Raw genomic sequence first — 24820 nt, 5'->3', positions numbered from 1 at the left:
CGGATCTGCAGCTGCGCATCGGGCGGCAGCGACAGGTGCTTGTTCTTGAGCGTGCACAGCGTGCCCAGCGGGCTCATCTCGGTCATGCCCCAGGCGTGCAGCACCTCGACGTTGTAGTTCTCCTGGAACGCCGTGATCATGGCCGGCGGACAGGCCGAGCCGCCGATCACGGTGCGGTTGAGCTTGCTGAACTTCAGGCCGTTGGCCTGCATGTGGCCGAGCATCATCTGCCACACGGTGGGCACGCCGGCCGCGAAGGTGACACCTTCGGATTCGATCAGCTCGTACACCGACTTGCCGTCGAGCGCGGGGCCGGGAAACACGAGCTTGCAGCCCACCAGCGCGGCCGAGTACGGAATGCCCCAGGCGTTGACGTGGAACATCGGCACCACCGGCAGCACCGAGTCGCGCGCCGACAGCCGCATGACGTCCGGCAGGGCCGCGGCGTAGGCATGCAGCATGGTCGAGCGGTGGCTGTAGAGCGCGGCCTTGGGGTTGCCCGTGGTGCCGCTCGTGTAGCACATGCTCGAGGCCGAGTTCTCGTCGAAGGTGGGCCAGTCGTAGCCGGTGGATTGCCCGCCGATCCAGCTTTCGTAGCTCACGAGGTTGGGCACGCCGCTGTCCGCCGGGAGCTTGTCGGCATCGCACAGGGCAATCCATTTGCGGACCGTGGGGCACTTGGCATGCACCGCCTGCACCAGCGGCAGGAAGCTCAGGTCGAAGCACAGGATCTGGTCTTCGGCGTGGTTGGCGATCCAGGCGATCTGGTCGGGGTGCAGGCGCGGGTTGATGGTGTGCAGCACGCGGCCGCTGCCGCTCACGCCGTAGTACAGCTCCAGGTGCCGGTAGCCGTTCCAGGCCAGGGTGGCGATGCGGTCGCTGAACAGCAGCTGCTCGCCGTCCAGCGCATTGGCCACCTGCCGGGCGCGAGATGCGATACCGCCCCACGTCGTGCGGTGGATGTCGCCCTCGACCCGGCGCGAGACGATCTCGCCGTCGCCGTTGTGGCGCTCGGCGAACTCGATCAGCGACGAGATCAAAAGCGGTTGGTCTTGCATCAAACCCAGCATCTACGGACTCCTTTTTGAAATGACTTCATGAAAGCTTGCGGACAACGGATTCACGCAAGCTTCGGCCACTTCCACAATGACACAAACCCGCACTGCCGGATTGAACGCAGCGGCTCATTGATGCGCCTGATCAAGGCACGGCCTGCACCGGCGTGACCACGGCCGCCGAGGGCGCGGCGTCGAGCCGCAGCTGCGACGGCCATGTCGCCCAGGTTGCACCAAGTTCGGGCGTGTTCGGGTCGCCCTTGCGCATGAAGGCACCGACGCTGGCCATCACGGCCCTGGACAGCGCGAGCCGGCCCGGCTGGTTGGCCTTGCCGCCCATCACGTTGCTGAGCAGCGAGCCGCTGAAGTTGCCGAACACGAACGGCAGGTCGAACGCATGCGCAGCCCCGTACACGTCGCTCCACGGCGAGGGCTCCTGCGCCCAGTCGAGGCGGTAGTGCCAGATGTTCGACTGGTGCGTCTTCATCGTGTTGAGCAGGTTGTCGCGGTTGGCCTCGAACAGGCCCTTCGTGATGACGGCGGTGGCCGCGTTGTAGCCCGTGCCGGGCGTGTCTACCGGAAGGTAGGACGGATCGATGATGTCGGCCGCCGTGAGCGTGGACTGCGCATCGGGGTCGAAGTTGAACATCATCGAGAAGCGCTGGGCATCGGTGACGATCCAGCCCGGCTTCGGGAAGCCGATGGTTCCCAGCAGCGAGGCGAAGAGCTTGCCCTCGTCGCGCGTATTCCCGGCGAGCATCGGCACCTTGGCGTAGTTGCCAGCCGCGATCGCGCCGATGGGATCGGCAGGTAGCACCGTGCCGTCGGGAATGGGCGCAACGCTGCCCAGGCCATTGGCGACCACCGTCGCCAGCATCGCGCCGCCCTCCTGCGCGCGCAGGTATTCGGCAATCTGCGCCGGCGTGCGCGTGCCGATGTAGGCCTTGGCGGCGGCTGCGTCGGCGGCAGTGCCATCGGCCACGAGCAGCTTCTCGAGGATCGACTGGCCCTGCGCGAGCGAAGCCGAGGCCGGCGCCAGCGTCGGCAGCGTGCCTGGCGGCAGGTTGCTTGCGAGCGAGATCCCGCCGCTCATCTCGAAGGCCTTGTGGAACAGGCCCTTCGCCATCGGCGATGTCATCACAGCCAGCAGGTTGGTGGCGCCGGCCGATTCGCCCGAGAGCGTGACGTTGCCCGGATCGCCACCGAAGTTCGCGACGTTGTTCTTGATGAAGCGCAGCGCCGCCATGACGTCGAGCAGCGCAAAGTTGCCCGAGTCGTCGCCCGCGCTGCCGCCCGGACGCAGTTGCGGCATGTTCAGGAAGCCCAGGATGCCCAGGCGATAGCTGGCGGTGACGACCACCGCGTTGGCGGCCTTGGCGAGCCGGGCGCCGTCGTAGAGCGGATCGGCCGTGTAGCCCGAAATATTGCTGCCGCCGTGCACGAACAGCAGCACCGGCAGGTTCTGCTCGTCCGTGGCCGGGCGCCAGATGTTGACGAACAGGCAGTCCTCGCTGCCGACCGGCTTGCCCAGCATGGTGCCGATGGTGGCGTCGTAGGTGTTGTTGGCACCGGGGCTGAAGAGGCGGCCGATCTGCAGGCAGGCATTGCCGAACTTCGCGGCCGGGCGGATGCCGCTCCAGCCCTCGGGCTCCACCGGCGCACGCCAGCGCAACGCCCCGACCGGTGGCTGCGCGAAGGGAACGCCCTTCCAGAACCAGGTACCCGAGCTGGCGCTGTCGTCCACGCCCTCGACCTTGCCGGCGGTGGTCTGGCGCACCATGGGGCCGTCGGCGGCCGGTGGCGGCGCGGCGGGCGGCGGCGCAGGCGGCGCGGCCGGCAGGAACGAGAACGACCCGCCCGAGGAGCCGCCGCCGCAGGCCGCGAGGGCCAGGCAGGCGGCCGCGGCCAGTGCCCGCGCCGCCGCCGTGGTCGTTGCCGCCACGCCCTGGTTTTCTGGCCGGGCGCGTACCGCTGCTGTCAGTGCCGTATCCATTTTTTGTCTCCACACCGGGTTAATCGGAATTCCTGCCTGCGCGTCCGGTGGCCATACTCCGGCCCGCCGAACCCCTTAAAAATTCTAGGAACGCACGCCGTTTCCGCCGCTATCGCAAGCGCGCCAATTCAATGACTTCAGGAGCCTCCATGCCGCATGCCCAGCGCCGGCCGCAACGCCGGTCCGGCTGCGCGCAGCAGCCCGAGCTGCGGACCAGTTCGGCCGCCTGGCTCGAAGGCGTGCTCTCGATGTTCGAGGCCGAGGGAATCGACGTGCCCTCGCTGCTGCGCGATGCGGGCTTCGATCCCGATTCGCTGCATCGGCAGAACGCCCGCATCCCGGTGGACGAGATCTCCGTGCTCTGGCAACTGGCAGTGGCGCGCGCCGGCAAGCCCACGCTGGGCCTCGCCCGCGACCTGGCCGCCACGCACAGCAAGCTGGGCACGGTCGGCCACGCCATGGCCTGCAGCGCCGACCTGGGCGCGGCGCTGGTGCGGCTCACGCGCTACATGGCCGTCATCTCCGACGCGACCGCCTTCTCGCTGCAGCGCGAGGCGCGCGGCTGCTGGATGGTGATGGAGCACACCGGCGGCAGCCTCCCGATTCCGCGCCAGCGCGTCGAATACGCCCTGCTGACCGTCTTCATGCAGTGCCAGTGGCTCACGCGGCGCGAGCTGCAGCCGCTGGCGCTCGACTTCGTCTATCCGCCGCCCGTCGACGACCGGCTGCACCGCGAGGCCTTCGGCTGCGCCATCCGCTACAACGCGCCGGCCAACCGGCTGCTGCTGTCGGCAGCCGACATGGCGATGCCGCTGCCCACCCACCACCCCACGCTGGGCGAGATGCAGGAGCACCTGCTGGACGACCAGCTGAACCTGCTGGGCCAGACCACCACCAGCACCCTGGTGTGCGCCGAGATCGCACGGCGGCTGCCGCAAGGCGAACCGCGCCGGCAGGACGTGGCCGCCGGCCTCGGCCTCGCGGAGCGCACGCTGCAGCGGCGGCTGCAGCAGGAATCGGTGTCGTTCCAGTCGCTGCTCGACCGCACCCGCCGCGAACTGGCGCAGCAGTACCTGGCGGAAGACCGGCATACGCTCACCGACGTGGCCGACATGCTCGGCTTCGTCGACAGCAGCAATTTCTTCCGGGCCTGCAAGCGCTGGTTCGGGCTGCCGCCCGCCCAATACCGGGCGCGCATCTGGGACACGCCGGCGCTGGCCCACTGAACGGGCCTCGACCCGCCGATGGCCCGCATCGCCAGGGGTCTCGCGCTCTGCCGGACAATCCGGGCATGAGCTTGCTTGCTGAAGACACGGCCGCCGCGGACCTGGGATTGCGCTGGAAACCCGGATTCCGGGCGCTGGGCCCCGCCTTTCTTACCGAACTGCGGCCGACGCCGCTGCCCGATCCCTCCTACTGGGTGGGCCACAGCGAGGCGACGGCCCGCATGCTCGGCCTGCCGTCCGATTGGCGGCAATCGGACGGGACGCTGGAGGCATTGACCGGCAACCTGCCCGTGGCCGGCACGCAGCCCTTCGCCACCGTGTACAGCGGCCACCAGTTCGGCGTCTGGGCCGGCCAGCTCGGCGATGGCCGCGCCATCATGCTTGGCGAAACCGAAGGCGGGCTCGAGGTTCAGCTCAAGGGCGCGGGCCGCACGCCCTACTCGCGCGGCGCCGACGGCCGCGCCGTGCTGCGCTCCAGCATCCGCGAATTCCTCTGCAGCGAGGCCATGCACGGCCTGGGCATTCCGACCACCCGCGCGCTCTGCGTCACGGGCTCCGACGCCCGGGTGTATCGCGAAGTGCCCGAAAGCGCTGCCGTCGTGACACGCGTGGCGCCCAGCTTCATCCGCTTCGGCCACTTCGAGCACTTTTCGGCCAACCAGCGCGATGCCGAACTGCTTGCGCTGGCCGACTACGTCATCGACCGCTACTACCCGGCGTGCCGCACCACCGATCGCTTCAGCGGCAACGCCTACGCGGCCTTCCTGGAAGCCGTGAGCGAGCGCACCGCCGCCCTGCTCGCGCAGTGGCAGGCCGTGGGCTTCTGCCATGGCGTGATGAACACCGACAACATGAGCATCCTCGGGCTCACCATCGACTACGGGCCGTTCCAGTTCCTCGACGGCTTCGATCCGCGCCACATCTGCAACCACAGCGACACCAGCGGGCGCTACGCCTTCAACCAGCAGCCCAACGTGGCCTACTGGAACCTGTTCTGCCTCGCACAGGCCCTGTTGCCGCTGATCGGCGACCAGGAAATCGCCGTCGCGGCGCTGGAGTCCTACAAGACGGTGTTCCCGCGCGAATTCGAGGGCCGCATGCGCGCCAAGCTCGGCCTCGCGCAACCGGCCGAAGGCGACCGTGCGCTCATCGAGGGCGTGCTGAAGCTCTTGGCCGCCGAAAAGGTCGACTACACCATCTTCTGGCGCCGCCTTTCGCAGCACATGGCCGACAGCAACGCCGAACCGGTGCGCGACCTGTTCCTGGACCGCGCGGGCTTCGATGCCTGGCTGCTATCCTTTTCGCAGCGCCATGCGCAGGCGCCGCGCGCGGAAGCCGCAGCCCTGATGCTCGAATCCAATCCGAAGTACGTGTTGCGGAACCACCTGGGCCAGCAAGCCATCGAAGCGGCGAGCCAGAAAGACTTCTCGGCTGTGGCAACCTTGTTGGCCCTGCTCGAAACCCCATTTGAAGAACATCCCGGCGCCGATGCCTATGCCGGGTTCCCGCCCGACTGGGCTTCCACGATCGAAATCAGCTGCTCATCATGACCACTCCCATCGAGAAAACCGACGCCGAATGGAAGGCCCTGCTTGCCGAAAAAGGCGCCGAGCCCGCGGCCTTCGAGGTCACGCGCCACGCGGCCACCGAACGGCCCTTCACCGGCAAGTACGAGGCGCACTGGGACGACGGCACCTACCATTGCATCTGCTGCGGCGCCAAGCTGTTCGAATCATCCACCAAGTTCGATGCGGGCTGCGGCTGGCCGAGCTTCTCGCAAGAAGCCGTGCCGGGCGCCATCCGGAACATCGTCGACCGCTCACATGGCATGGTGCGCACCGAGAATGTCTGCGCCAATTGCGGCGCCCACCTGGGCCACGTGTTCCCCGACGGCCCCACCGAAACCGGCCTGCGGTACTGCATGAATTCCGCCTCACTCGACTTCAAGAAAAAATAAGCAACCGAACCGGCCCGCCCAGCGCATGAAACTGATCCTCGACTTCTTTCCGATCCTGCTGTTCTTCGGCGCCTACAAGCTGGCCGACATCTACACCGCCACCGGCGTGCTGATGGCCGCCACCGTGCTGCAGATGGGCATCATCTACGCGCTCGACCGCAAGCTGCAGGCCATGCAGAAGGCCACGCTGGTGCTGATCCTGCTGTTCGGCACGCTCACGCTCGCGCTGCACGACGACCGCTTCATCAAGTGGAAGCCCACGGTCCTGTACGGCGCCATGGCCATCGCGCTGGCGGTGGCGCTCTGGGCGCTGAAGAAGAACTTCCTCAAGATGCTGCTGGGCTCGCAGCTGCAGCTGCCGGACCGCATCTGGGGGCGCCTGAACGTGGCCTGGATCGGCTATTGCCTCTTCATGGCGGCCATCAACGGCTACGTGGCGGCGTACTTCACGACCGAGGCATGGGTCAACTTCAAGCTCTGGGGCTACGCGTTCCCGATCGTGTTCCTGGTGGCGCAGGGACTCTACATCTCGCCGCATCTCAAGAACGACGAACCCTCCGTATGAGCACCGCCACCACCCATCCGCTGCCCACGGCACGCGAGCTCGAAGCGGCGCTGCGCCAGGCGCTGCAGCCCACCATGCTCGAGGTGATCGACGAGAGCGGCGCCCACGCCGGCCATGCGGGCGCCAATGCCGAGGGCCGGGGCACCCATTTCCGGGTCCGCATTGCTTCCCCACTGTTCGAAGGGAAGCCCCGCGTGGCGCGCCATCGCCTTGTGTATGATGCCCTCCAAGTTTTTATCGCACAGGGTCTGCACGCCATCGCCATCGAGGTGCTCTGAGTCGTTCGATTGCCGGCACGCGCCGAGACGGCCGCGGCGGCCCGACCCCTTTCTTCCCGCTCCTTCGCTTTTTTTCCACGCGCTTTTCCTATCCGCGCATTTCCCTCCAGCCTGATATTCATTTCATGAAAAAACAACTCTTGCAGGCCGTTGCGGCCGCAGCGCTGCTCGGTGCGATTCCTCTGGCGGCCCAGGCGCAGAACGCAGCCATCGTCAACGGCAAGCCCGTGCCCAAGGCGCGCATGGACGTGCTGGCCCAGCAACTGGCGGCAGCCGGCCGGCCAGTCACGCCGGAGATGCAGGGCCAGCTGCGCGAGGAAATCGTCGCGCGCGAAGTGTTCATGCAGGAAGCGCAGAAGCAGGGCCTCGACGCCACCGAGGACTACAAGAACCAGCTCGAACTCGCCCGCCAGGCCATCCTGATCCGCGCCCTGTTCGAGAACTACCGCAAGACCAGCCCGGTCTCTGACGCCGACGTGAAGGCCGAGTACGACAAGTTCGTGGCGGCCAATGGCGGCAAGGAATACAAGGCGCGCCACATCCTGGTCGAAACCGAAGACCAGGCCAAGAAGATCATGGCCGACCTCAAGAAGGGCGCCAAGTTCGAGGACATCGCCAAGAAGCAGAGCAAGGACCCGGGATCGGGCGCCAATGGCGGCGATCTCGACTGGGCCAACCCCGCGAGCTTCGTGCCCGAGTTCTCCGAGGCGATGATCAAGCTCAAGAAGGGCGAGACCACGGCCGCCCCCGTGAAGACGCAGTTCGGCTACCACATCATCCGCGTCGACGACATCCGCCAGGCGCAACTGCCGAAGCTGGAAGAAGTGCAGCCGCAGATCACGCAGCAGCTGCAGCAGCAGCGCCTGCAGAAGTACCAGGAAGAGCTGCGCGCGAAGGCAAAGGTCGAGTAAGCCCCGCGGCTTTCCTGCCCCATGAAAAAAGCGGCCCGCGGGCCGCTTTTTCGTTTCGGGCTTTTTCCTTCAGCCTACCCAGCGGCGCGCATTGCGCCAGATGCGCATCCAGGGGCTCAGCTCGCTCTTGTCGCCGCCGGTCCAGCTCATCTGGATGTTGCGGAACACGCGCTCGGGATGCGGCATCACCGCGGTGAAGCGGCCGTCCGGCGTGGTCACCGAGGTCAGGCCGCCGGCGCTGCCGTTCGGGTTGAACGGGTACTGCTCGGTCGGCTGGCCGTGGTTGTCCACGAAGCGCATGGCGGCAATGGCCTTGGCGGCATCGCCGCGGTGCTTGAAGTTGGCATAGCCCTCGCCATGCGCCACCGCGATCGGCAGGCGCGTGCCGGCCATGCCCGCGAAGAAGATGCTCGGCGATTCGAGCACCTCGACCATCGACAGGCGCGCCTCGAAGCGTTCGCTCTGGTTGGTGGTGAAGCGCGGCCAGGCTTCGGCGCCCGGGATGATGTCGGCCAGCTCGGCAAACATCTGGCAGCCGTTGCACACGCCCAGGCCGAAGGTGTCGGTGCGGCCGAAGAAGGCCTTGAACTGTTCGGCCAGCTTCGGGTTGAAGGTGATGCTGCGCGCCCAGCCGATGCCGGCGCCCAGCGTGTCGCCATAGCTGAAGCCGCCGCAGGCCACCACGCCCTTGAAGTCGGCGAGGTCCGCCCGGCCCGCCTGCAGGTCGGTCATGTGGACGTCGAAGGCTTCGAAGCCGGCTTCGGTGAAGGCGTAGGCCATCTCGACATGCGAGTTGACGCCCTGCTCGCGCAGGATGGCGACCTTGGGGCGCGACGACAGCAGCCCCGGGCCGAGTTCGCCCCAGCCGTTGCCGAGCGGCGGCGAGACATGCCAGTGCAGGCCCGGGTCGCCCGGCTCGCCGGCCGCGGCGTGCTCGGCATCGGCGCAGGCCGGGTTGTCGCGCTCGCGGGCGATCTTCCAGCTGACCGAATCCCACACCTGGTGCAGGTCCTGCAGCGTCGCGCTGAACACCGACCTGGCATCGCGCCAGACCTCGAGCTTGCCCTTGCCGGCCTCCATCGTGGAGCTGGCAGGCCGCGTCTTGCCGACGAAGTGGCTGTGGGCGCTGAGGCCGTGGGCGCGCAGCACCTGCATCACCTCGTTGCGCTCGGCCGTGCGCACCTGCAGCACCATGCCGAGCTCTTCGTTGAACAGTGCCTTGAGCGTGAGTTCCTCGCGCCGCGCGCTGACCTGCTGCGCCCAGTTCTTGGCGTCGCCGGTCTCCATGCGGCTGTCGGAAATGCCGTCGCCTTCGGTGACCAGCATGTCGACGTTGAGCGCCACGCCCACGTGGCCCGCAAAGGCCATTTCGCAGGCAGTGGCGAACAGGCCGCCGTCGCTGCGGTCGTGCATGGCCAGGATCTTGCCGTCGGCGCGCAGCGCGTTCACGGCATTGACCAGCGCCACCAGTTGTGCCGGGTCGTCGAGGTCGGGCACCGTGTCGCCGCTCTGGTTCAGCGTCTGCGCCAGGATGCTGCCGGCCATGCGGTGCTGGCCGCGGCCCAGGTCGATCAGCACCAGCGTGGTGTCGGCCTCCGTGGCGTCGAGCTGCGGCGTGAGCGTGCCGCGCACGTCGGCCAGCGTGGCGAACGCGCTCACGATCAGGCTCACGGGCGAGGTGACGTTCCGGGCTTCGTCGCCGTCTTTCCACTGCGTGCGCATCGACAGCGAATCCTTGCCGACCGGGATCGACACGCCCAGCGCCGGGCACAGTTCCAGCCCCACGGCCTTGACGGTTTCATACAGCGCGGCGTCTTCGCCGGGCTCGCCGCAGGCCGCCATCCAGTTGGCCGAGAGCTTCACGCGCGAGAGCTCGATCGGCGCGGCCAGCAGGTTGGTGATGGCCTCGGCCACGGCCATGCGGCCCGAGGCCGGCGCGTCGAGCGCGGCCAGCGGCGTGCGCTCGCCCATGCTCATCGCCTCGCCGGCAAAGCCCTTGTAGTCGGCCAGCGTGACGGCGCAATCGGCCACCGGCACCTGCCAGGGGCCGACCATCTGGTCGCGGTGGCTCAGGCCACCCACGGTACGGTCGCCGATGGTGATCAGGAAGCGCTTGGAGGCCACCGTCGGGTGCGACAGCACGTCGATGGCGGCCTTCTGCAGGTCGACGCCCGTGAGGTCGAGCGGCTTGAAGGTGCGGGCAACGGTCTTGACGTCGCGGTGCATCTTGGGCGGCTTGCCGAGCAGCACGTCCATCGGCATGTCGACGGGTTGTACCTCGGCGCCCTCGTCGGCCACCAGCAGCTGGCGGTCTTCGGTCGCCACGCCCACCACCGAGAACGGGCAGCGCTCGCGCTCGCAGAAGGCCCTGAACTGTTCGAGCGATTCCGGCGCGATGGCCAGTACGTAGCGCTCCTGGCTTTCGTTGCACCAGATTTCCTTGGGCGCCATGCCCGACTCTTCGAGCGGCACGGCGCGCAGGTCGAAGCGCGCGCCGCGGCCGGCGTCGTTGGTCAGTTCGGGGAAGGCGTTGCTCAGGCCGCCCGCGCCCACGTCGTGGATCGCGAGGATCGGGTTGGCCGCGCCCTGCTGCCAGCAGTGGTTGATGACTTCCTGGGCGCGGCGCTCGATTTCGGGGTTGCCGCGCTGCACCGAGTCGAAGTCGAGTTCGGCCGCGTTGGCACCCGTGGCCATGGAACTCGCGGCGCTGCCGCCCATGCCGATGCGCATGCCGGGGCCGCCGAGCTGGATCAGCAGCGAGCCGGCCGGGAACTGGATTTTTTTCGTCTGCGTGGCGTCGATGCTGCCGAGGCCGCCCGCGATCATGATGGGCTTGTGGTAGCCGCGCTGCACCGTGTCGACGTCGCTCGCCACGGTCTGCTCGTATTCGCGGAAATAGCCCAGCAGGTTGGGCCGGCCGAACTCGTTGTTGAAGGCGGCGCCGCCCAGCGGGCCCTCGGTCATGATCTGAAGCGGGCTCGCGATGTGCTCGGGCTTGCCGTAGTGGCCCTCTTCCGGCCAGAGCTTCGACACCGTGAAGCCGGTCAGGCCGGCCTTGGGCTTGGAGCCGCGGCCGGTGGCCCCTTCGTCGCGGATCTCGCCGCCCGCGCCGGTAGAGGCGCCCGGGAACGGCGAAATGGCCGTCGGATGGTTGTGCGTCTCGACCTTCATCAGCACGTGGCTCAGCGCGCTATCTTTTTGATAGCCTTGCGAATCCGAAGCCGGAATGAAGCGCTCGACCGTCGTGCCCTCCATCACCGAGGCGTTGTCGGCATAGGCAATGACGGTGTGTTGCGGGTTCTGCTTCTCGGTGTGGCGGATCATCGAGAACAGGCTCTGCGGCTGGGCCTGGCCGTCGATCGCGAAGCTGGCGTTGAAGATCTTGTGGCGGCAGTGCTCGCTGTTGGCCTGCGCGAACATCATCAGCTCGACGTCGCTCGGGTTGCGCCCGAGCCGGGTGAAGGCTTCGACCAGGTAGTCGATCTCGTCTTCCGCCAGCGCCAGGCCGAAACCCGTATTGGCCGCCACCAGCGCGGCGCGGCCGCCGCCCTGCACGTCGACCAGCGCCATCGGCTGGGCCGGCAGCTCGCTGAACAGGCTGGCGGCCTGCTCCACCGTGGCCAGCACCGATTCGGTCATGCGGTCGTGCAGCGGGCCGGCCACGGCAGCCAGCAGGTCGCCTTCGAGCACGGGCGCCTTGCCGATCAGCGGGGCCTTGAGCTTCAGGTGGTACTGGGTGACCCGCTCGACCCGGCGCAGCGCCAGGCCGCAGTTGTGGGCGATGTCGGTGGCCTTGGAGGCCCAGGGCGAGACGGTGCCCAGGCGCGGCGTGACGACCACCGAAGCGCCCGCCTTGGCCGGGGCCTCGAAGGGCTCGCCGTAGGTCAGGAGCGCCGCGAAGCGCTCGCGGCCGGCCGCATCGAGTGCCGCATCGGTGACCACCAGGTGCACGAAACGGGCACCGATGCCCTCGATGCGCGCATCGATCGCCTGCAGCTTCGGCAGCAGCTGCCGCGCACGGAAATCGCTGAGTGCGCTGCCGCCCTCGAAAAGGGTTACGACGGGAAGGGCTTGAGGTGCGGGCTGCGTCACGGTCGATGGGGCCTGGGGCCGCGTTGGGAATCAAGAAAATCGGGGGGGATGGCCGCTGACTGGGGCCATCCGCGTAAGCCCTGAATTTTAGCCGGGTGAATGGGATAATTCCGGGATGAGCATTACCTACAAAGACGCCGCAGGCATCGAAGCCATGCGCGTCGCCTGCCGCCTGGCTTCCGAGGTGCTGGATTACCTCACGCCCTTCATCAAGCCCGGCATCACCACGAACGATGTCGACCGCCTGGCCGCCGAATACATGGTCAAGCAGGGCACCACCTCGGCCACGGTGGGCTACATGGGCGCGAGCAGCGTGCCCTTCCCGAAGTCGCTCTGCACCTCGGTGAACCACGTGGTCTGCCACGGCATTCCCAATGACAAGCCGCTGAAAAAGGGCGACATCATGAACGTCGACGTGACCGTCATCAAGGATGGCTGGTTCGGCGACAACAGCCGCATGTACATCATCGGCGATGCCTCCATTGCCGCCAAGCGCCTGTGCAGCATCACCTTCGAAGCCATGTGGCACGGCATCCTGCAGGTGCGCCCCGGCGCGCACCTGGGCGACGTGGGCCATGCGATCCAGAAGTTCGCCGAAGGCCAGGGCTATTCGGTGGTGCGCGAATTCTGCGGCCACGGCGTGGGCCAGCGCTTCCACGAAGAGCCGCAGGTGCTGCACTACGGCCGTCCGGGCACGCTGGAAGAACTCAAGCCCGGCATGATCTTCACCATCGAGCCGATGATCAACGCCGGCAAGCGCGAGGTGAAGGAAGACTTCAAGGGCGGCCAGTACGACGGCTGGACCATCGTCACGCGCGACCATTCGCTGTCGGCGCAGTGGGAACACACGGTGCTGGTCACCGAAACGGGCTACGAGGTGCTCACGCTGTCGGAAGGCAGCCCACCCCTGCCCTCGTTCGTCACCTCCACGAAAACGTGAGCCGCGCGAGCGGCGCGCGGCCGAGGACACAGCCGTGATCGAACCCGCCAAGATCGATGTCGCCACCCTGCGCGAAGCCTATCGCGCCAGGAAGCTGGCGCTGTTCGACACCCTGCGCTTTGCGCGCGCGCCCACGCGCAGCGTTCACACGGTGCTGCGGCAGCTGTCGGCGCTGGCCGACCAGACGCTGTGCGCGCTCTGGCGCGAGGCCGATTTCGGCGACGCGCTCGCGCTGGTGGCCGTGGGCGGTTTCGGCCGCGGCGAACTGTTCCCCTACTCCGATGTCGACGTGCTGCTGCTGCTGCCGCCCGAGGGCGAGGCCGGCGCGATCGATCCGGCCCGCATCGAGGCCTTCATCGGCCACTGCTGGGATGCGGGGCTCGAGATCGGCTCCAGCGTGCGCACCGTCGACGAGTGCCTGGCAGAGGCCGAGAAGGACGTCACGGTCCAGACCTCGCTGCTCGAATCGCGGCTGATCACGGGCGACAAGAAGCTCTTCGTGGGCTTCCGCAGGCGCTTCGCTCGCGCCATCGATCCGCAGGCTTTCTTCGTGGCCAAGTCGCAGGAAATGCGCCACCGCCACCAGAAGTTCGACAACACGCCCTACGCGCTCGAACCCAACTGCAAGGAATCGCCGGGCGGCCTGCGCGACCTGCAGACCATTCTCTGGATGGCCAAGGCCGCCGGCTTCGGCAGCCGCTGGGACGATCTGGCCAAGAACGGCCTGGCCACCTCCTTCGAGGCGCAGCAGATCAAGCGCAACGAAGCGCTGCTCTCGCTGATCCGCGCGCGCCTGCACGTGATTGCCAACCGGCGCGAGGACCGCCTGGTGTTCGACCTGCAGACTGCCGTGGCCGCGAGCTTCGGCTATGAAAGCGAATCGCAGCGCAAGTCGAGCGAGGCGCTGATGCGGCGCTACTACTGGGCGGCCAAGGCGGTTTCGCAGCTCAACCAGATCCTGCTGCTGAACATCGCGGAGCGGCTGCAGCCGGTGGACGAGCAGCACACGCCGATCAACGAGCGCTTCTTCGAGCGTGCGGGCCTCATCGAGATTGCGAGCGACGACCTCTACGAGCGCGAGCCGCATGCCATTCTCGAGACCTTCCTTCTCTATCAGAAGACCATCGGCGTGAAGGGCCTGTCGGCACGCACGCTGCGCGCACTCTACAACGCGCGCCACGTGATGGACAGCAAGTTCCGCAACGACCCGGTCAACCACCAGACCTTCATGCGCATCCTGCTGCAGCCCTACGGCATCACGCATGCGTTCCGGCTCATGAACCAGACCTCGGTGCTGGGGCGCTACCTGCGGGTGTTCCGCAGCATCGTGGGACAGATGCAGCACGACCTGTTCCACGTCTACACGGTGGACCAGCACATCCTGATGGTGCTGCGCAACGTGCGGCGCTTCTTCATTGCCGAGCATGCGCATGAATACCCGTTCTGCTCGCAGCTCGCGGCAGGCTGGGACAAGCCGTGGATCCTTTATGTGGCGGCGCTGTTCCACGACATCGCCAAGGGCCGCGGCGGCGACCATTCCACGCTCGGCGCACGCGACGTGCAGCGTTTCTGCAAGCAGCACGGCATCGCGCGCGAAGATTCGAGGCTGATCGAATTCCTGGTCGCGGAGCACCTGGTGATGAGCCAGGTCGCGCAGAAGCAGGACCTGAGCGACCCCGAGGTGATCGGCGCCTTCGCCAAGCGCGTGGGCAACGAGCGCTACCTCACGGCGCTCTACCTGCTGACGGTGGCCGACATTCGCGGCACCTCGCCGCGCGTGTGGAATGCCTGGAAGGGCAAGCTGCTCGAAGACCTGTACCGCTTCACCCTGCGCGCGCTCGGCGGCCGCATGCCCGACCCCGACGCAGAGGTGGAATCGCGCAAGCGCGAGGCGCTGGTGCAGCTCGCCCTCCGCGCACAGCCCTTCGAGGCCCACAAGGCGCTGTGGGCCACGCTCGACGTCGGCTACTTCATGCGCCACGATGCCACCGAGATCGCCTGGCATGCCAAGCAGCTCTCGCGTTTCGTGCCGCCGCCCAACGTTCCCGTCGATCCGAAGGCGCCGCCGATCGTGCGGGCGCATCTTTCACCGGTCGGCGAAGGCCTGCAGGTGGTGGTCTACACGCCCGACCAGCCCGACCTGTTCGCGCGCATCTGCGGCTACTTCGACCAGTCGTCGTTCAGCATCCTTGACGCGAAAGTACACACCACGAGCAATGGCTACGCGCTCGACACGTTTCAGGTGGTGACCACCTTCCTGCCCGACCACTACCGCGATCTCATCAGCATGGTGGAGTCGGGCCTGGCGCAGACGCTGACCGAAGCCGGCCCCCTGCCCCCACCCAGCGTGGGCCGCGTGTCGCGGCGCGTGCGCAGCTTCCCGATCAAGCCGCGCATCAGCCTGCTGCCCGACGACAAGGCGCAGCGCTGGCTGCTCAACATCTCGGCCAGCGACCGCACCGGGCTGCTTTATTCGGTGGCGCGCGTGCTCGCCCGGCATCACCTGAACCTGCAGCTCGCCAAGGTCACGACGCTCGGCGAGCGCGTGGAAGACACCTTCCTGATCAGCGGACCGGAACTGCAGGGCCAGAAGACGCAGCTGGCCATCGAGACCGAGCTGATGGAAGCGCTGGCCTCCTGAGGCCCTGAGGCACGCTTGCCGCTTGTTTCATCCGCAGGCACATCCTGCGGCATGATGGTGCCGACTTGATTCAACTCGAACGGCAACCCTCGACATGAGCCAGAAAACCAATCCCCTCGCGGGCCAGCCCGCACCGCTGGACCTGCTCGTCAATGTCCCGCGCCTCGTCTCGGCCTACTACGCGGGCCGGCCCGATCCCTCGGTGCCCGCGCAGCGCGTGGCCTTCGGAACCTCGGGCCACCGCGGTTCTTCCTTCGACAACGCATTCAACGAATGGCATGTGCTGGCCATGAGCCAGGCCATTGCCGACTACCGGCGCCAGAAGGGCATCGACGGGCCGCTGTTCCTCGGCATCGACACGCATGCGCTTTCCACGCCCGCCTTCAACAGCGCGGTGGAAGTGCTGGCGGCCAACGGCGTCGAGCTGATGCTCTCGAAGGACGACGAATACACGCCCACGCCCGCCGTCTCGCATGCGATCCTGGTCTACAACCGCGGACGCACGGCGGGGCTGGCCGACGGCATCGTGATCACGCCTTCGCACAACCCGCCCGAAAGCGGCGGCTTCAAGTACAACCCGCCCAACGGCGGCCCCGCGGGCACCGACATCACGTCGGCGGTCGAAGCCGCGGCCAACGCCTTTCTTGCGGCGGATCTCAAGGGCGTGAAGCGCCTGCCGCTCGCCCAGGCGCTGCACGCCCCGACCACGCACCGCCACGACTACCTGAACACCTATGTCGAAGACCTCGCGCAGGTGCTCGACATGGATGCGATCCGCGGCGTGCAGATCGATTTGGGCGTCGATCCATTGGGCGGCGCGGGCGTGCGCTACTGGCCGGCCATCGCCGAGCGCTACAAGCTCGGGCGGCTCAACGTGCTGAGCCAGGAGGTCGATCCCACCTTCCGCTTCATGTCGCTCGACTGGGACGGCCGCATCCGCATGGACCCGTCGTCGCCCGATGCCATGCACAAGCTGATCGGCCTGCGGGAGCGCTTCGGCATCGCCTTCGCCTGCGACACCGACCATGACCGCCACGGCATCGTCACGCGCAGCGCGGGGCTGCTGCCGCCCAACAACTACCTGGCCGTGATGGCCGACTACCTCTTCACGCACCGGCCCCAATGGGCGGCGCATGCGGCCGTGGGCAAGACGGTGGTCAGCAGCCAGATGATCGACCGCGTGGCCGCCAGGCTGGGCCGCAGGCTGTACGAAGTGCCGGTCGGCTTCAAGTGGTTCGTCGACGGGCTGGTGGATTCGTCGCTGGGCTTCGGCGGCGAGGAAAGCGCGGGCGCCACCTTCCTGCGGCGCGACGGCTCGGTCTGGACCACCGACAAGGACGGCATCGTGCCCGCCCTGCTCTCGGCCGAGATCGCCGCACGCACCGGACGCGACCCCGGCGAGCGCTTTGCCGAACTCGCCCAGGCGCTGGGCCAGCCGGTGGCCAACCGCGTGGACGCAGCGGCCACCGTCGAGCAGAAGAAGAAGCTTTCGAGCCTCTCGCCGCAGCAGGTGCTGTCCACCGAGCTCGCAGGCGAGAAGATCCAGAACGTGCTGAGCCACGCCCCCGGCAATGGCGCGGCCATCGGCGGCGTGAAGGTGGTCACCGAGAACGGCTGGTTCGCCGCGCGGCCCTCGGGCACCGAGAACATCTACAAGATCTACGGCGAGAGCTTTCTCGGCGCCGAGCACCTGGGCCGCATCCTCGAGGAAGCGCAGCAGCTGGTGGACAAGGCGCTGGCGGCGGGCTGAAACCTTCATCGAGCGTGCGGCGCCGCCATGAACACCGAACTGTCGCGTCTTGCCGCCGAGGTCGGCCTGAACGATCCCCGGCAGGCATCCCTGCGCCTGGCCTTCGGCCTGGCCTGCGCGGACCGCATCGGACATCTGCTGGAAGACCCGCGCGCCATCGAAGGCCTCGCGGTGGCGCATGCCTTTCTCGACGGCAAGGCCGACGAAGCGGCCTTGAAAGCGGCTCGCGCGGAGTTGGCGGCCGTGGCGAACGGGCACCGTGGCTCGAACTCGATCGATGGCTCGGCGCATGCGGCGGTTTCCGCCACGTATGCGGTGGCCAATGCCCTGGCAAGCCGCGCCCTCGAGGCCGCGAGCTACGCAGCCTACGCGGCGGTCTATGCCTACGGTGGCTATGCGATCACCGACCCGACGGCCTTCGAGGATGAATTCGCGTGGCAGGTCCAGACTCTCAAGGCACTCGCGCAACCGAATGCGAAGGCATCCTTGGCCGACCCGGCCTAGCGCGTGCCCTTTGCCAGCCGCCGCTCGAGCCACACGCTGTAGCGCGACAGCCCGAAGCACAGCAGCCAGTACACGGCCGCAATGAAGAGATAGCCCTCGAGATAGAACGGCCGCCAGGTCGGGTCGCCGCCGAGCGCGAGGCCGAGCGCACCGGTCAGCTCGAACAGGCCCACCACCGTGACCAGCGAGGTGTCCTTCAGCGTGCCGACCACACTGTTGGTCAACGCCGGCACCACGAGCCGCAGGGCCTGCGGCAGCACGATGTCCCGCTGCACCGGCCAGCGGCCGAAGCCCAGCGCCATCGCCACTTCGGTCTGGCCGCGCGGCACGGCCTGCAACCCGCCGCGGATGATCTCGGCCAGGTAGGCCGCCACGAACAGCGTGAGCCCCGCCAGCACGCGCACCAGCACGTCGGGCTGCCAGCCCGCGGGCCACAGCAGCGGCAGCAGGAAGGAAGCCATGAACAGCACCGAGATCAGCGGCACGCCGCGCACCAGCTCGATGTAGCTCGCGCAGAGCGTGCGAACCACCGGCCAGCCCGAGCGGCGTCCCAGCGCAAGCAGCAGCGCCAGCGGAAAAGCCAATGCCAAGCCCACCACGGCAAGGCCGATGGTGAGCGGCAGACCGCCCCAGCGGCTGGTCGGCACGAGGACAAGTCCCGCCACGCCGCCGCGCATCAGCAGCACGAACAACAGCAGCGCCGCAAGCCAGAGCGGCGCCAGCCACCAGCGCCAGCTGCGCGGCCAGGCGCTCAGCACGGTCACGGCGGACAGCACGGCCACGGCAATGGCCGGACGCCATTGCTCTTCATAAGGGAAGCGCCCGAACAGCATCGGCCGCCATTTCTCGGCCACCACGCCCCAGCAGGCGCCATGCTGCACCGCGCGGCAGGCTTCTGCATCGGGCCGGAACACCGCGTGCAGCACGCCCCATTCAATGGCGTGGAAGCCGCCCCACGCCAGCAGCGCGAGCAGCAGCACGGTGGCCAGCACCCGCAGCGGCGAACCCCAGAGTTCGCTGCGCCACGCAACAGGGCCCTGGGCCGCGTTCCTCATCGCCAGCCCCTGAGCGCGACGCGCGCGTTGTAGCGGTTCATGCCGAAGGAGATCACGAGCGACAGCAGCAGGTAGACCGCCATGATGATGGCAATGCACTCGAAGGCGCGGCCGTTCGAGCCGATGGTGGTGTTGGCCACCGACACCAGCTCCGGATAACCCACGGCCACCGCAAGCGATGAATTCTTGACGAGGCTCAGCAGCTGGTTGGTGAGCGACGGCACGATCACCCGCAGCGCCTGCGGCAGGATCACGATGCGCAGCTGCTGCACCGGCGCGAGCCCGAGCGCCTGCCCGGCCAGCACCTGCCCTTGCGGCACCGAGAGGATGCCGGCGCGCACGATCTCGGCCACGAACGCGGCCGAATAGAAGGACAGGCCCGCGACGATGGTCACGTACTCCGGGCTCAGCGCCGCGCCGCCGCTCACGCCGAAGTCGCCGCGTTCGGGCCATTCGAGGTGCGTGGGCCACCAGCCACCGCCCTCCCCCGACGCCGGCCAGGGCACGCTGAGGCCGCCCTTGCTGAGCCACACGCCCGGTAGCAGCCGCACAGGCTCGGTGGGATCGGGCAGCAGGTTGGCAATCGCAAAGGCCAGCATCAGCAGTTGCACGAGCAGCGGCACGTTGCGCAGCAGTTCGACATACGCGGTGCAGATGCCGCGCAGCAGCACATGCGGTGCGAGCCGGCCGATGCCGATCAGGGTGCCGAGCACGACCGAAAAGATGGCGGCGGGCACCGAGGCGCGCACCGTGTTGACCAGGCCCGCGAGAAAGGCGCGCCAGAACGGCTGGCTGGCCTCGAAGCCGAGCCAGCCTTCGCTGATGGAGAAGCCTGCGGGCTCGGCGAGAAAGTCGAAGCCCGAGCGCACGCCCCGCGCCCGCAGCACTTCGAGCGCATGGTTCACGACCCAGGCCGCGCCGGCCACGACGGCCAGCACCAGCAGCACCTGGACGACCCAGGCCAGCCAGGCGCCGCGGCGCGAGGCTTGACTGCTCATCGAACCGGTGGTGCGTAGATCAGGCCGCCCTTGTTCCAGAGGTTGTTCGAGCCGCGCGGCAGCTTGAGCACCGACTTGGGGCCCACGTTGCGCTCGAACATCTCGCCGTAGTTGCCCACGGCCTTGATCGCGCGGAACGACCAGTCCTTGTCCAGGCCCAGCAGCTTGCCCAGGTCCTCGCCGGTGCCGACCAGGCGCTGCTGCGCCGGGTCCTTGCTGCTGGCCTTGAGCTCGTCGGCATTGGCCTGCGTGACGCCGAATTCTTCGGCCTCGATGAGCGCGTTGGGCACCCACTTGGCAATGGCAAACCATTCGTCGTCGCCGCGGCGCACCAGCGGCGCGAGCGGTTCCTTGGAAATGAGCTCGGGCAGGATGATGTAGTCGTCGGGGTTCGGCGCTTCCTTGTTGCGCAGGCCGGCCAGCGCGGAGGCGTCGGTGGTGAAGGCCTGGCAGCGACCCGAGAAGAAGGCCTTGAACGAGGCTTCGAAGCTTTCGAACACCACCGTCTTGACCGGAATGTTCTGTGCGCGGAAGTAGTCGGACACGTTCTTCTCGTTGGTGGTGCCCGACTGCGTGCAGATGGTCGCGTTCTTGAGCTGCCTGGCGCTCGTGACCTTGAGCTTCTTCGGCACCAGGAAGCCCTGGCCGTCGTAGTAGGTGATGGTGGTGAAGTTGAAGCCCAGCGACGCATCGCGCGTGAGCGTCCAGGTGGTGTTGCGCGCGAGGATGTCGATCTCGCCGGCCTGCAGGGCCGAGAAGCGCTGCTGCGAATTGAGCGGCACGAAGTCGACCTTCTTCGGATCGCCCAGCACGGCCGCCGCAATGGCGCGGCAGGTGTCGACGTCCAGGCCCGACCAGTTGCCCTGCGTGTCGGGCGCGGAAAAGCCGGCCACGCCATTGGTCACGCCGCACTTGACGGTGCCGCGCTGCTTGACGGCATCGAGGGTCTTGCCGGCAAGGGCAGGCGCGGCAGTGGCAAGCGCGGCAACGGTTGCGGCAGCGGCCAGCGCGGGACGGAATCGATTCTTCATTGGTGTGTTCTCCTCAACAACAAGCAAAAGGCAGTGTACGAGGCTGCGCGCCGCCCTGCCAAGGAACCAGCAGTTGAATGCATATGCTGCGTGCGCCGCTGTCCACGGGTTTTTCTTGCCGGCTGCATTCACTAACATACGGGCCTCCAACAACTTCACCAGGAATCTGCACATGACCAAATCCGATGACACCGGCAAGCTCGTTCTGCGCGTTGCACTCGGCATCCTCATCCTGCTGCACGGCATCGCGAAGGTCGGCAAAGGCGTCGACGGCATCGGCGGCATGCTGGCGTCCCATGGCTTGCCGGCGGCTTTGGCCTACCTGGTCTATGTCGGAGAGATCCTTGCGCCGGTGCTGCTCATCGTGGGGCTGTTCACCCGTCCGGCGGCGCTGATCGTCGCCCTCAACATGCTGGTGGCGATCTGGCTCGTGCATCAGAAGGACCTGGGCGCGCTCAATGGCCAGGGCGGCTGGGCGCTGGAACTGCAGGGCATGTTCATGTTCTCGGCGATCGCGATCGCGCTCTTCGGCGGCGGCCGGTTCGGCCTGGGCGGCAAGTACAACTGAAAGAAAGAAAGAAGGCACGCGGCCGGCGGTGTACCGGCCGTTCTTTCGTCAATCGTCGTCGTTGGCGTCCAGCCCTGGAAACAGGACGTCGGTATAGCCGAAGCGCGAGAAGTCGCGCACCCGCATCGGATAGAGCTTGCCCAGCAGGTGATCGACTTCGTGCTGCACCACGCGCGCATGAAAGCCGCTTGCGATGCGGTCGATCGGATCGCCGTAGGGATCGAAGCCGGTGTAGCGGATGTTGGCGAAGCGCGGCACCACGCCGCGCAGGCCCGGCACCGACAAGCAGCCTTCCCAGCCTTCTTCTTCCTCGTCGCCGATCGGCGTGATGACCGGATTCAGCAGCACGGTGCGAGGCACCGGCGGCGCATCGGGGTAGCGGGGATTGACGACATCGGTGCCGAAGATCACGAGCTGCTGGTCGACACCGATCTGCGGCGCGGCCAGGCCGGCGCCGTTGGCGGCCAGCATGGTCTCGAACATGTCGCGCACCAGCAGGTGCAGCTCGTCGGTGTCGAAGGCAGCCACCGGCTGCGCAATGCGCAGCAGCCGGGGGTCGCCCATTTTCAGGATTTCGCGGATGGCCATGGCGGGGATTATCGCGAGCGGCCCCGCCGTCCGGTCATGGAGGGGTTTGCCCCTTGGAGTCCGGCGACGTCCACAACCGCTCCGAGCCGCGCGGCGGCTGCGACCGGTACTGCGGAAGCGGCGACACGCCGGCGGCATTGCCCGACGGCCGTCCGCCGCCGCCCCAACCGGGACGAGAAGGCACCGGCACAGGGACCGGCACTGGCACCGGGCGCACCGCCGGATAGCCCGGACGCCCGTAGTAGCGTCCGTCGTAGTAGGGACGGTCGTAATAGCGGCGTCCGCCTTCGTAGTAGCCGCCACCCTGGATATAGACTGGCGCCGGATTCACCACCACCGGGTCCGCGTAGTACGGCTGCGAATAGCCCCCACTGTAATAGGGGTCGCCAGGAACAGCCACGCAGCCGCCGAGCAGCGCGAAGCCGCCAACGGCGACACAGATACCGAGAACACGAATTTTCTGCATGAGGGACTCCTTGTCAGCCTTCTGTTTTCAACGCCGGCTTGTAGACCCTGTTGACTGCGCGGGTGTGAAGTCGCGTAACTGCCGGTAAGAACCGCGCTTCACCCCTTCAACCCGGCACACCGCTGGCGAGCAGCTCCAGCATACGCGCCTCGTCGATCACCTCCACACCGATCTCGCGCGCCTTGTCGAGCTTGCTGCCGGCCTCCTCGCCAGCCACGAGGTAGCTTGTTTTCTTGCTGACCGAGCCCGCCACCTTGGCGCCGGCTGCCTCCAATTTATCCTTCGCTTCGTCCCTGCTCAGCGTAGGAAGGGTGCCGGTGATCACGAAGGTCAGTCCCGCCAATGGCTTGGGCGCCCGGGCGGCGGGTTCGCCCTCTTCCCACGCCAGCCCGCATGCGCGCAGCTGCTCGACCACTTCACGGTTGTGCGGCTGATCGAAGAAGGTGCGCAGGCTTTGCGCGACGACCGGGCCGACGTCGTTGACCTCGAGCAGCTGCTCCTCGGTCGCATCCATGATCGCGTCGAGCTTGCCGAAGTGCTTGGCGAGATCCTTGGCGGTGCTCTCGCCCACGTGCCGGATGCCCAGCCCGAACAGGAAGCGCGGCAGCGTGGTCTTTTTCGAGGCCTCGAGCGCGTCGACGAGGTTCCTGGCCGACTTGTCGGCCATGCGGTCCAGCCCCGCCAGCGTGGTGAACCCGAGCCTGTAGAGGTCGGGCAAGGTGCGGATCAGGTTGGCGTCGACCAATTGCTCGACCAGCTTGTCGCCGAGCCCGTCGATGTCGACCGCGCGCCGCGCCGCAAAGTGCAGGATGGCCTCCTTGCGCTGCGCCGCGCAGAACAGGCCGCCGGTGCAGCGGTAGTCGACCTCGCCTTCTTCGCGCAGCGCCTCCGATCCGCACACCGGGCATTGGTGCGGCATGGTGAACAGCGGGCCCCGCTCGCTGTCGGGCCTGGCGAGGCTTTCGGGCACCACGCCGACCACTTCGGGGATCACGTCGCCGGCACGCCGCACGATGACCTTGTCGCCCACGCGCACGTCCTTGCGGCGTGCCTCGTCCTCGTTGTGCAGCGTGGCATTGGTCACGGTCACGCCGCCGACGAACACCGGCGCCAGCTTGGCCACCGGCGTGAGCTTGCCGGTGCGCCCGACCTGCACCTCGATGCCCAGCACCTCGGTGATCTGTTCCTGCGCCGGGTACTTGTGCGCCACGGCCCAGCGCGGTTCGCGCGACACGAAGCCCAGCCGCCGCTGCAGCTCGATGCTGTCGACCTTGTAGACCACGCCGTCGATGTCGTAGGGCAAGGCATCGCGCTGGCGTCCGATGTTCTCGTGGAAGGCAATCAGTTCGATGGCACCGATCGCACGGGCGGTCTGCGTGGCCACCGGAAAGCCCCAGGCATGGAACTGCTGCAGCCATTCGAACTGGGTCGGAAAATCCGGCCCGCCTTCGCTGGCCGGCGTGACCTCGCCGAGGCCATAGGCAAAAAAGCTCAGCGGCCGCGCCGCCGCAATGGCCGGGTCGAGCTGGCGCACCGCGCCGGCCGCGGCATTGCGCGGGTTGACGAAGACCTTCTCGTTCTTCTGCCCGGCCGCGATCTTCTCGCGCTGGCGCTCGTTGAGCGCCTCGAAGTCGGCGCGCTTCATGTAGATCTCGCCGCGCACCTCGACCACCGGCGGCGCCTTGCCGTTGAGCCGCAGCGGAATCTCGCGCACCGTGCGGATGTTCTGCGTGACCTCCTCGCCGACCTCGCCGTCGCCCCGCGTCGCGGCCTGCACCAGCACGCCATTCTCGTAGCGCAGGTTCATGGCCAGGCCATCGAACTTGAGTTCGCAGACGTACTCGACCTGCGGACCGTCCTCGGCCAGGCCCAGTTCCTTGCGCACGCGGGCATCGAAGGCGCTGGCGCCGCCGGGCGAGATGTCGGTCTCGGTGCGGATCGACAGCATCGGCACCTTGTGGCGCACCTTCACGAAGCCTTCGAGCACCTTGCCGCCGACGCGCTGCGTGGGCGAATCGGGCGTGCGCAGTTCGGGGTATTCGGCTTCCAGCGCCTGCAGCCGCTGGAACAGCCGGTCGTACTCGGCGTCGGGCAGCTCGGGGGCATCGAGCACGTAGTAGAGATGAGCGTGTCGGTGAAGCTGTTCGCTCAGTGCGGCGGCTTCGCGTGCCGCTTCGTCGCGCGTGGTCATGGGTGTCTCCC

20 protein-coding genes are annotated in these 24820 nt (G+C 67.6%); 11 read left to right on the top strand and 9 right to left on the bottom strand.

What is annotated here, in order from left to right:
* Both FB547_RS16125 and FB547_RS16120 read right to left on the bottom strand, forming a co-directional pair.
* On the bottom strand, window positions 1-1070 hold a 1070-nt coding region (locus FB547_RS16125), incomplete at its 3' end, for an AMP-binding protein (RefSeq protein ID WP_145743834.1).
* A gap of 130 nt (window positions 1071-1200) precedes the next feature.
* Window positions 1201-2997 carry a carboxylesterase family protein gene (locus FB547_RS16120; protein WP_145743887.1) on the bottom strand — a complete coding sequence of 599 codons (1797 nt, stop codon included), beginning with the start codon at window positions 2995-2997 and terminating at the stop codon, window positions 1201-1203.
* 200 nt (window positions 2998-3197) lie between these two features.
* On the opposite strand from FB547_RS16120, the gene FB547_RS16115 reads away from it, so the two are divergent.
* The 6 genes from FB547_RS16115 (at window position 3198) to FB547_RS16090 (ending at window position 7985) form a co-directional block, all read left to right on the top strand.
* Window positions 3198-4274 carry an AraC family transcriptional regulator gene (locus tag FB547_RS16115; RefSeq protein WP_145743832.1) on the top strand — a complete coding sequence of 359 codons (1077 nt, stop codon included), beginning with the start codon at window positions 3198-3200 and terminating at the stop codon, window positions 4272-4274.
* Window positions 4275-4339: 65 nt separating this feature from the next.
* Complete coding sequence (locus FB547_RS16110; protein WP_145743830.1) at window positions 4340-5824, top strand: protein adenylyltransferase SelO; 1485 nt, start codon at window positions 4340-4342, stop codon at window positions 5822-5824.
* The gene (gene msrB / locus FB547_RS16105; RefSeq protein ID WP_012748038.1) at window positions 5821-6231 is read left to right on the top strand and encodes a peptide-methionine (R)-S-oxide reductase MsrB; all 411 of its coding nucleotides are present in this window, start codon (window positions 5821-5823) and stop codon (window positions 6229-6231) included. Before FB547_RS16110 ends, msrB begins: the two co-directional genes overlap by 4 nt.
* A 25-nt stretch (window positions 6232-6256) precedes the next feature.
* On the top strand, window positions 6257-6796 hold the full coding sequence (locus FB547_RS16100) for a septation protein A (protein WP_145743829.1): 540 nt from the start codon (window positions 6257-6259) through the stop codon (window positions 6794-6796).
* Complete coding sequence (locus FB547_RS16095) at window positions 6793-7074, top strand: BolA family protein (RefSeq protein ID WP_145743827.1); 282 nt, start codon at window positions 6793-6795, stop codon at window positions 7072-7074. The genes FB547_RS16100 and FB547_RS16095 overlap by 4 nt, the downstream gene beginning before the upstream one ends.
* Window positions 7075-7199: 125 nt before the next feature.
* Window positions 7200-7985 carry a peptidylprolyl isomerase gene (locus FB547_RS16090; RefSeq protein WP_145743826.1) on the top strand — a complete coding sequence of 262 codons (786 nt, stop codon included), beginning with the start codon at window positions 7200-7202 and terminating at the stop codon, window positions 7983-7985.
* A 69-nt stretch (window positions 7986-8054) separates the two neighbouring features.
* On the opposite strand, the gene purL is transcribed toward FB547_RS16090, so the two are convergent.
* Window positions 8055-12077, bottom strand: a complete 4023-nt coding sequence (gene purL / locus FB547_RS16085) for a phosphoribosylformylglycinamidine synthase (RefSeq protein WP_145743824.1) — start codon at window positions 12075-12077, stop codon at window positions 8055-8057.
* 115 nt (window positions 12078-12192) lie between these two features.
* Here purL and map point away from each other — a divergent pair, with 115 nt between their 5' ends.
* The 4 genes from map (at window position 12193) to FB547_RS16065 (ending at window position 17912) form a co-directional block, all read left to right on the top strand.
* Window positions 12193-13017, top strand: a complete 825-nt coding sequence (gene map / locus FB547_RS16080) for a type I methionyl aminopeptidase (RefSeq protein WP_012748043.1) — start codon at window positions 12193-12195, stop codon at window positions 13015-13017.
* A 34-nt stretch (window positions 13018-13051) separates the two neighbouring features.
* On the top strand, window positions 13052-15658 hold the full coding sequence (locus tag FB547_RS16075) for a [protein-PII] uridylyltransferase (RefSeq protein WP_145743822.1): 2607 nt from the start codon (window positions 13052-13054) through the stop codon (window positions 15656-15658).
* Window positions 15659-15752: 94 nt separating this feature from the next.
* Window positions 15753-17408, top strand: a complete 1656-nt coding sequence (gene pgm / locus FB547_RS16070) for a phosphoglucomutase (alpha-D-glucose-1,6-bisphosphate-dependent) (RefSeq protein WP_145743820.1) — start codon at window positions 15753-15755, stop codon at window positions 17406-17408.
* Between the two features lie 27 nt (window positions 17409-17435).
* Window positions 17436-17912 (top strand): putative immunity protein, encoded by a 477-nt coding sequence (locus FB547_RS16065; RefSeq protein ID WP_145743818.1) that lies wholly within the window; start codon window positions 17436-17438, stop codon window positions 17910-17912.
* Here FB547_RS16065 and FB547_RS16060 read toward each other — a convergent pair.
* The 3 genes from FB547_RS16060 to FB547_RS16050 are packed head-to-tail and all read right to left on the bottom strand — an operon-like array spanning window position 17909 to window position 20996.
* Complete coding sequence (locus FB547_RS16060) at window positions 17909-18967, bottom strand: amino acid ABC transporter permease (RefSeq protein WP_145743816.1); 1059 nt, start codon at window positions 18965-18967, stop codon at window positions 17909-17911. The two genes, FB547_RS16065 and FB547_RS16060, sit on opposite strands and share 4 nt — an antisense overlap.
* Entirely contained in the window at window positions 18964-19965 is a 1002-nt protein-coding gene (locus FB547_RS16055) for an ABC transporter permease subunit (RefSeq protein ID WP_145743814.1), read from the bottom strand. Before FB547_RS16055 ends, FB547_RS16060 begins: the two co-directional genes overlap by 4 nt.
* Entirely contained in the window at window positions 19962-20996 is a 1035-nt protein-coding gene (locus FB547_RS16050; protein ID WP_145743812.1) for an amino acid ABC transporter substrate-binding protein, read from the bottom strand. Before FB547_RS16050 ends, FB547_RS16055 begins: the two co-directional genes overlap by 4 nt.
* A gap of 172 nt (window positions 20997-21168) precedes the next feature.
* On the opposite strand from FB547_RS16050, the gene FB547_RS16045 reads away from it, so the two are divergent.
* Window positions 21169-21564, top strand: a complete 396-nt coding sequence (locus FB547_RS16045) for a DoxX family protein (RefSeq protein WP_145743810.1) — start codon at window positions 21169-21171, stop codon at window positions 21562-21564.
* Window positions 21565-21612: 48 nt separating this feature from the next.
* On the opposite strand, the gene def is transcribed toward FB547_RS16045, so the two are convergent.
* The 3 genes from def to ligA form a co-directional block, all read right to left on the bottom strand.
* On the bottom strand, window positions 21613-22152 hold the full coding sequence (def, locus tag FB547_RS16040; protein ID WP_145743809.1) for a peptide deformylase: 540 nt from the start codon (window positions 22150-22152) through the stop codon (window positions 21613-21615).
* A 34-nt stretch (window positions 22153-22186) separates the two neighbouring features.
* Window positions 22187-22618, bottom strand: coding sequence for a hypothetical protein (locus tag FB547_RS16035; protein WP_145743807.1), 432 nt, complete (start codon window positions 22616-22618; stop codon window positions 22187-22189).
* 106 nt (window positions 22619-22724) lie between these two features.
* Window positions 22725-24809 carry an NAD-dependent DNA ligase LigA gene (gene ligA / locus FB547_RS16030; RefSeq protein WP_145743805.1) on the bottom strand — a complete coding sequence of 695 codons (2085 nt, stop codon included), beginning with the start codon at window positions 24807-24809 and terminating at the stop codon, window positions 22725-22727.
* Between the last annotated feature and the right edge of the window lie 11 nt (window positions 24810-24820).

Origin of the sequence: Variovorax beijingensis, assembly GCF_007828835.1 — a bacterium.
Taxonomy (GTDB): domain Bacteria; phylum Pseudomonadota; class Gammaproteobacteria; order Burkholderiales; family Burkholderiaceae_C; genus Variovorax; species Variovorax beijingensis_A.
Note: the sequence above shows the minus strand (reverse complement) of the source record. Positions and strands in the feature narration are given on the sequence as shown.

Excerpts from the sequence above, each read along its gene's own strand:
- FB547_RS16115 (WP_145743832.1), top strand. The coding sequence starts at position 3,198 with ATGCCGCATGCCCAGCGCCGGCCGCAACGCCGGTCCGGCTGCGCGCAG.
- FB547_RS16110 (WP_145743830.1), top strand. The coding sequence starts at position 4,340 with ATGAGCTTGCTTGCTGAAGACACGGCCGCCGCGGACCTGGGATTGCGC.
- msrB (WP_012748038.1), top strand. The coding sequence starts at position 5,821 with ATGACCACTCCCATCGAGAAAACCGACGCCGAATGGAAGGCCCTGCTT.
- FB547_RS16100 (WP_145743829.1), top strand. The coding sequence starts at position 6,257 with ATGAAACTGATCCTCGACTTCTTTCCGATCCTGCTGTTCTTCGGCGCC.
- FB547_RS16095 (WP_145743827.1), top strand. The coding sequence starts at position 6,793 with ATGAGCACCGCCACCACCCATCCGCTGCCCACGGCACGCGAGCTCGAA.
- FB547_RS16090 (WP_145743826.1), top strand. The coding sequence starts at position 7,200 with ATGAAAAAACAACTCTTGCAGGCCGTTGCGGCCGCAGCGCTGCTCGGT.
- map (WP_012748043.1), top strand. The coding sequence starts at position 12,193 with ATGAGCATTACCTACAAAGACGCCGCAGGCATCGAAGCCATGCGCGTC.
- pgm (WP_145743820.1), top strand. The coding sequence starts at position 15,753 with ATGAGCCAGAAAACCAATCCCCTCGCGGGCCAGCCCGCACCGCTGGAC.
- FB547_RS16065 (WP_145743818.1), top strand. The coding sequence starts at position 17,436 with ATGAACACCGAACTGTCGCGTCTTGCCGCCGAGGTCGGCCTGAACGAT.
- FB547_RS16060 (WP_145743816.1), bottom strand. The coding sequence starts at position 18,967 with ATGAGGAACGCGGCCCAGGGCCCTGTTGCGTGGCGCAGCGAACTCTGG.
- FB547_RS16055 (WP_145743814.1), bottom strand. The coding sequence starts at position 19,965 with ATGAGCAGTCAAGCCTCGCGCCGCGGCGCCTGGCTGGCCTGGGTCGTC.
- FB547_RS16050 (WP_145743812.1), bottom strand. The coding sequence starts at position 20,996 with ATGAAGAATCGATTCCGTCCCGCGCTGGCCGCTGCCGCAACCGTTGCC.
- FB547_RS16045 (WP_145743810.1), top strand. The coding sequence starts at position 21,169 with ATGACCAAATCCGATGACACCGGCAAGCTCGTTCTGCGCGTTGCACTC.
- def (WP_145743809.1), bottom strand. The coding sequence starts at position 22,152 with ATGGCCATCCGCGAAATCCTGAAAATGGGCGACCCCCGGCTGCTGCGC.
- FB547_RS16035 (WP_145743807.1), bottom strand. The coding sequence starts at position 22,618 with ATGCAGAAAATTCGTGTTCTCGGTATCTGTGTCGCCGTTGGCGGCTTC.
- ligA (WP_145743805.1), bottom strand. The coding sequence starts at position 24,809 with ATGACCACGCGCGACGAAGCGGCACGCGAAGCCGCCGCACTGAGCGAA.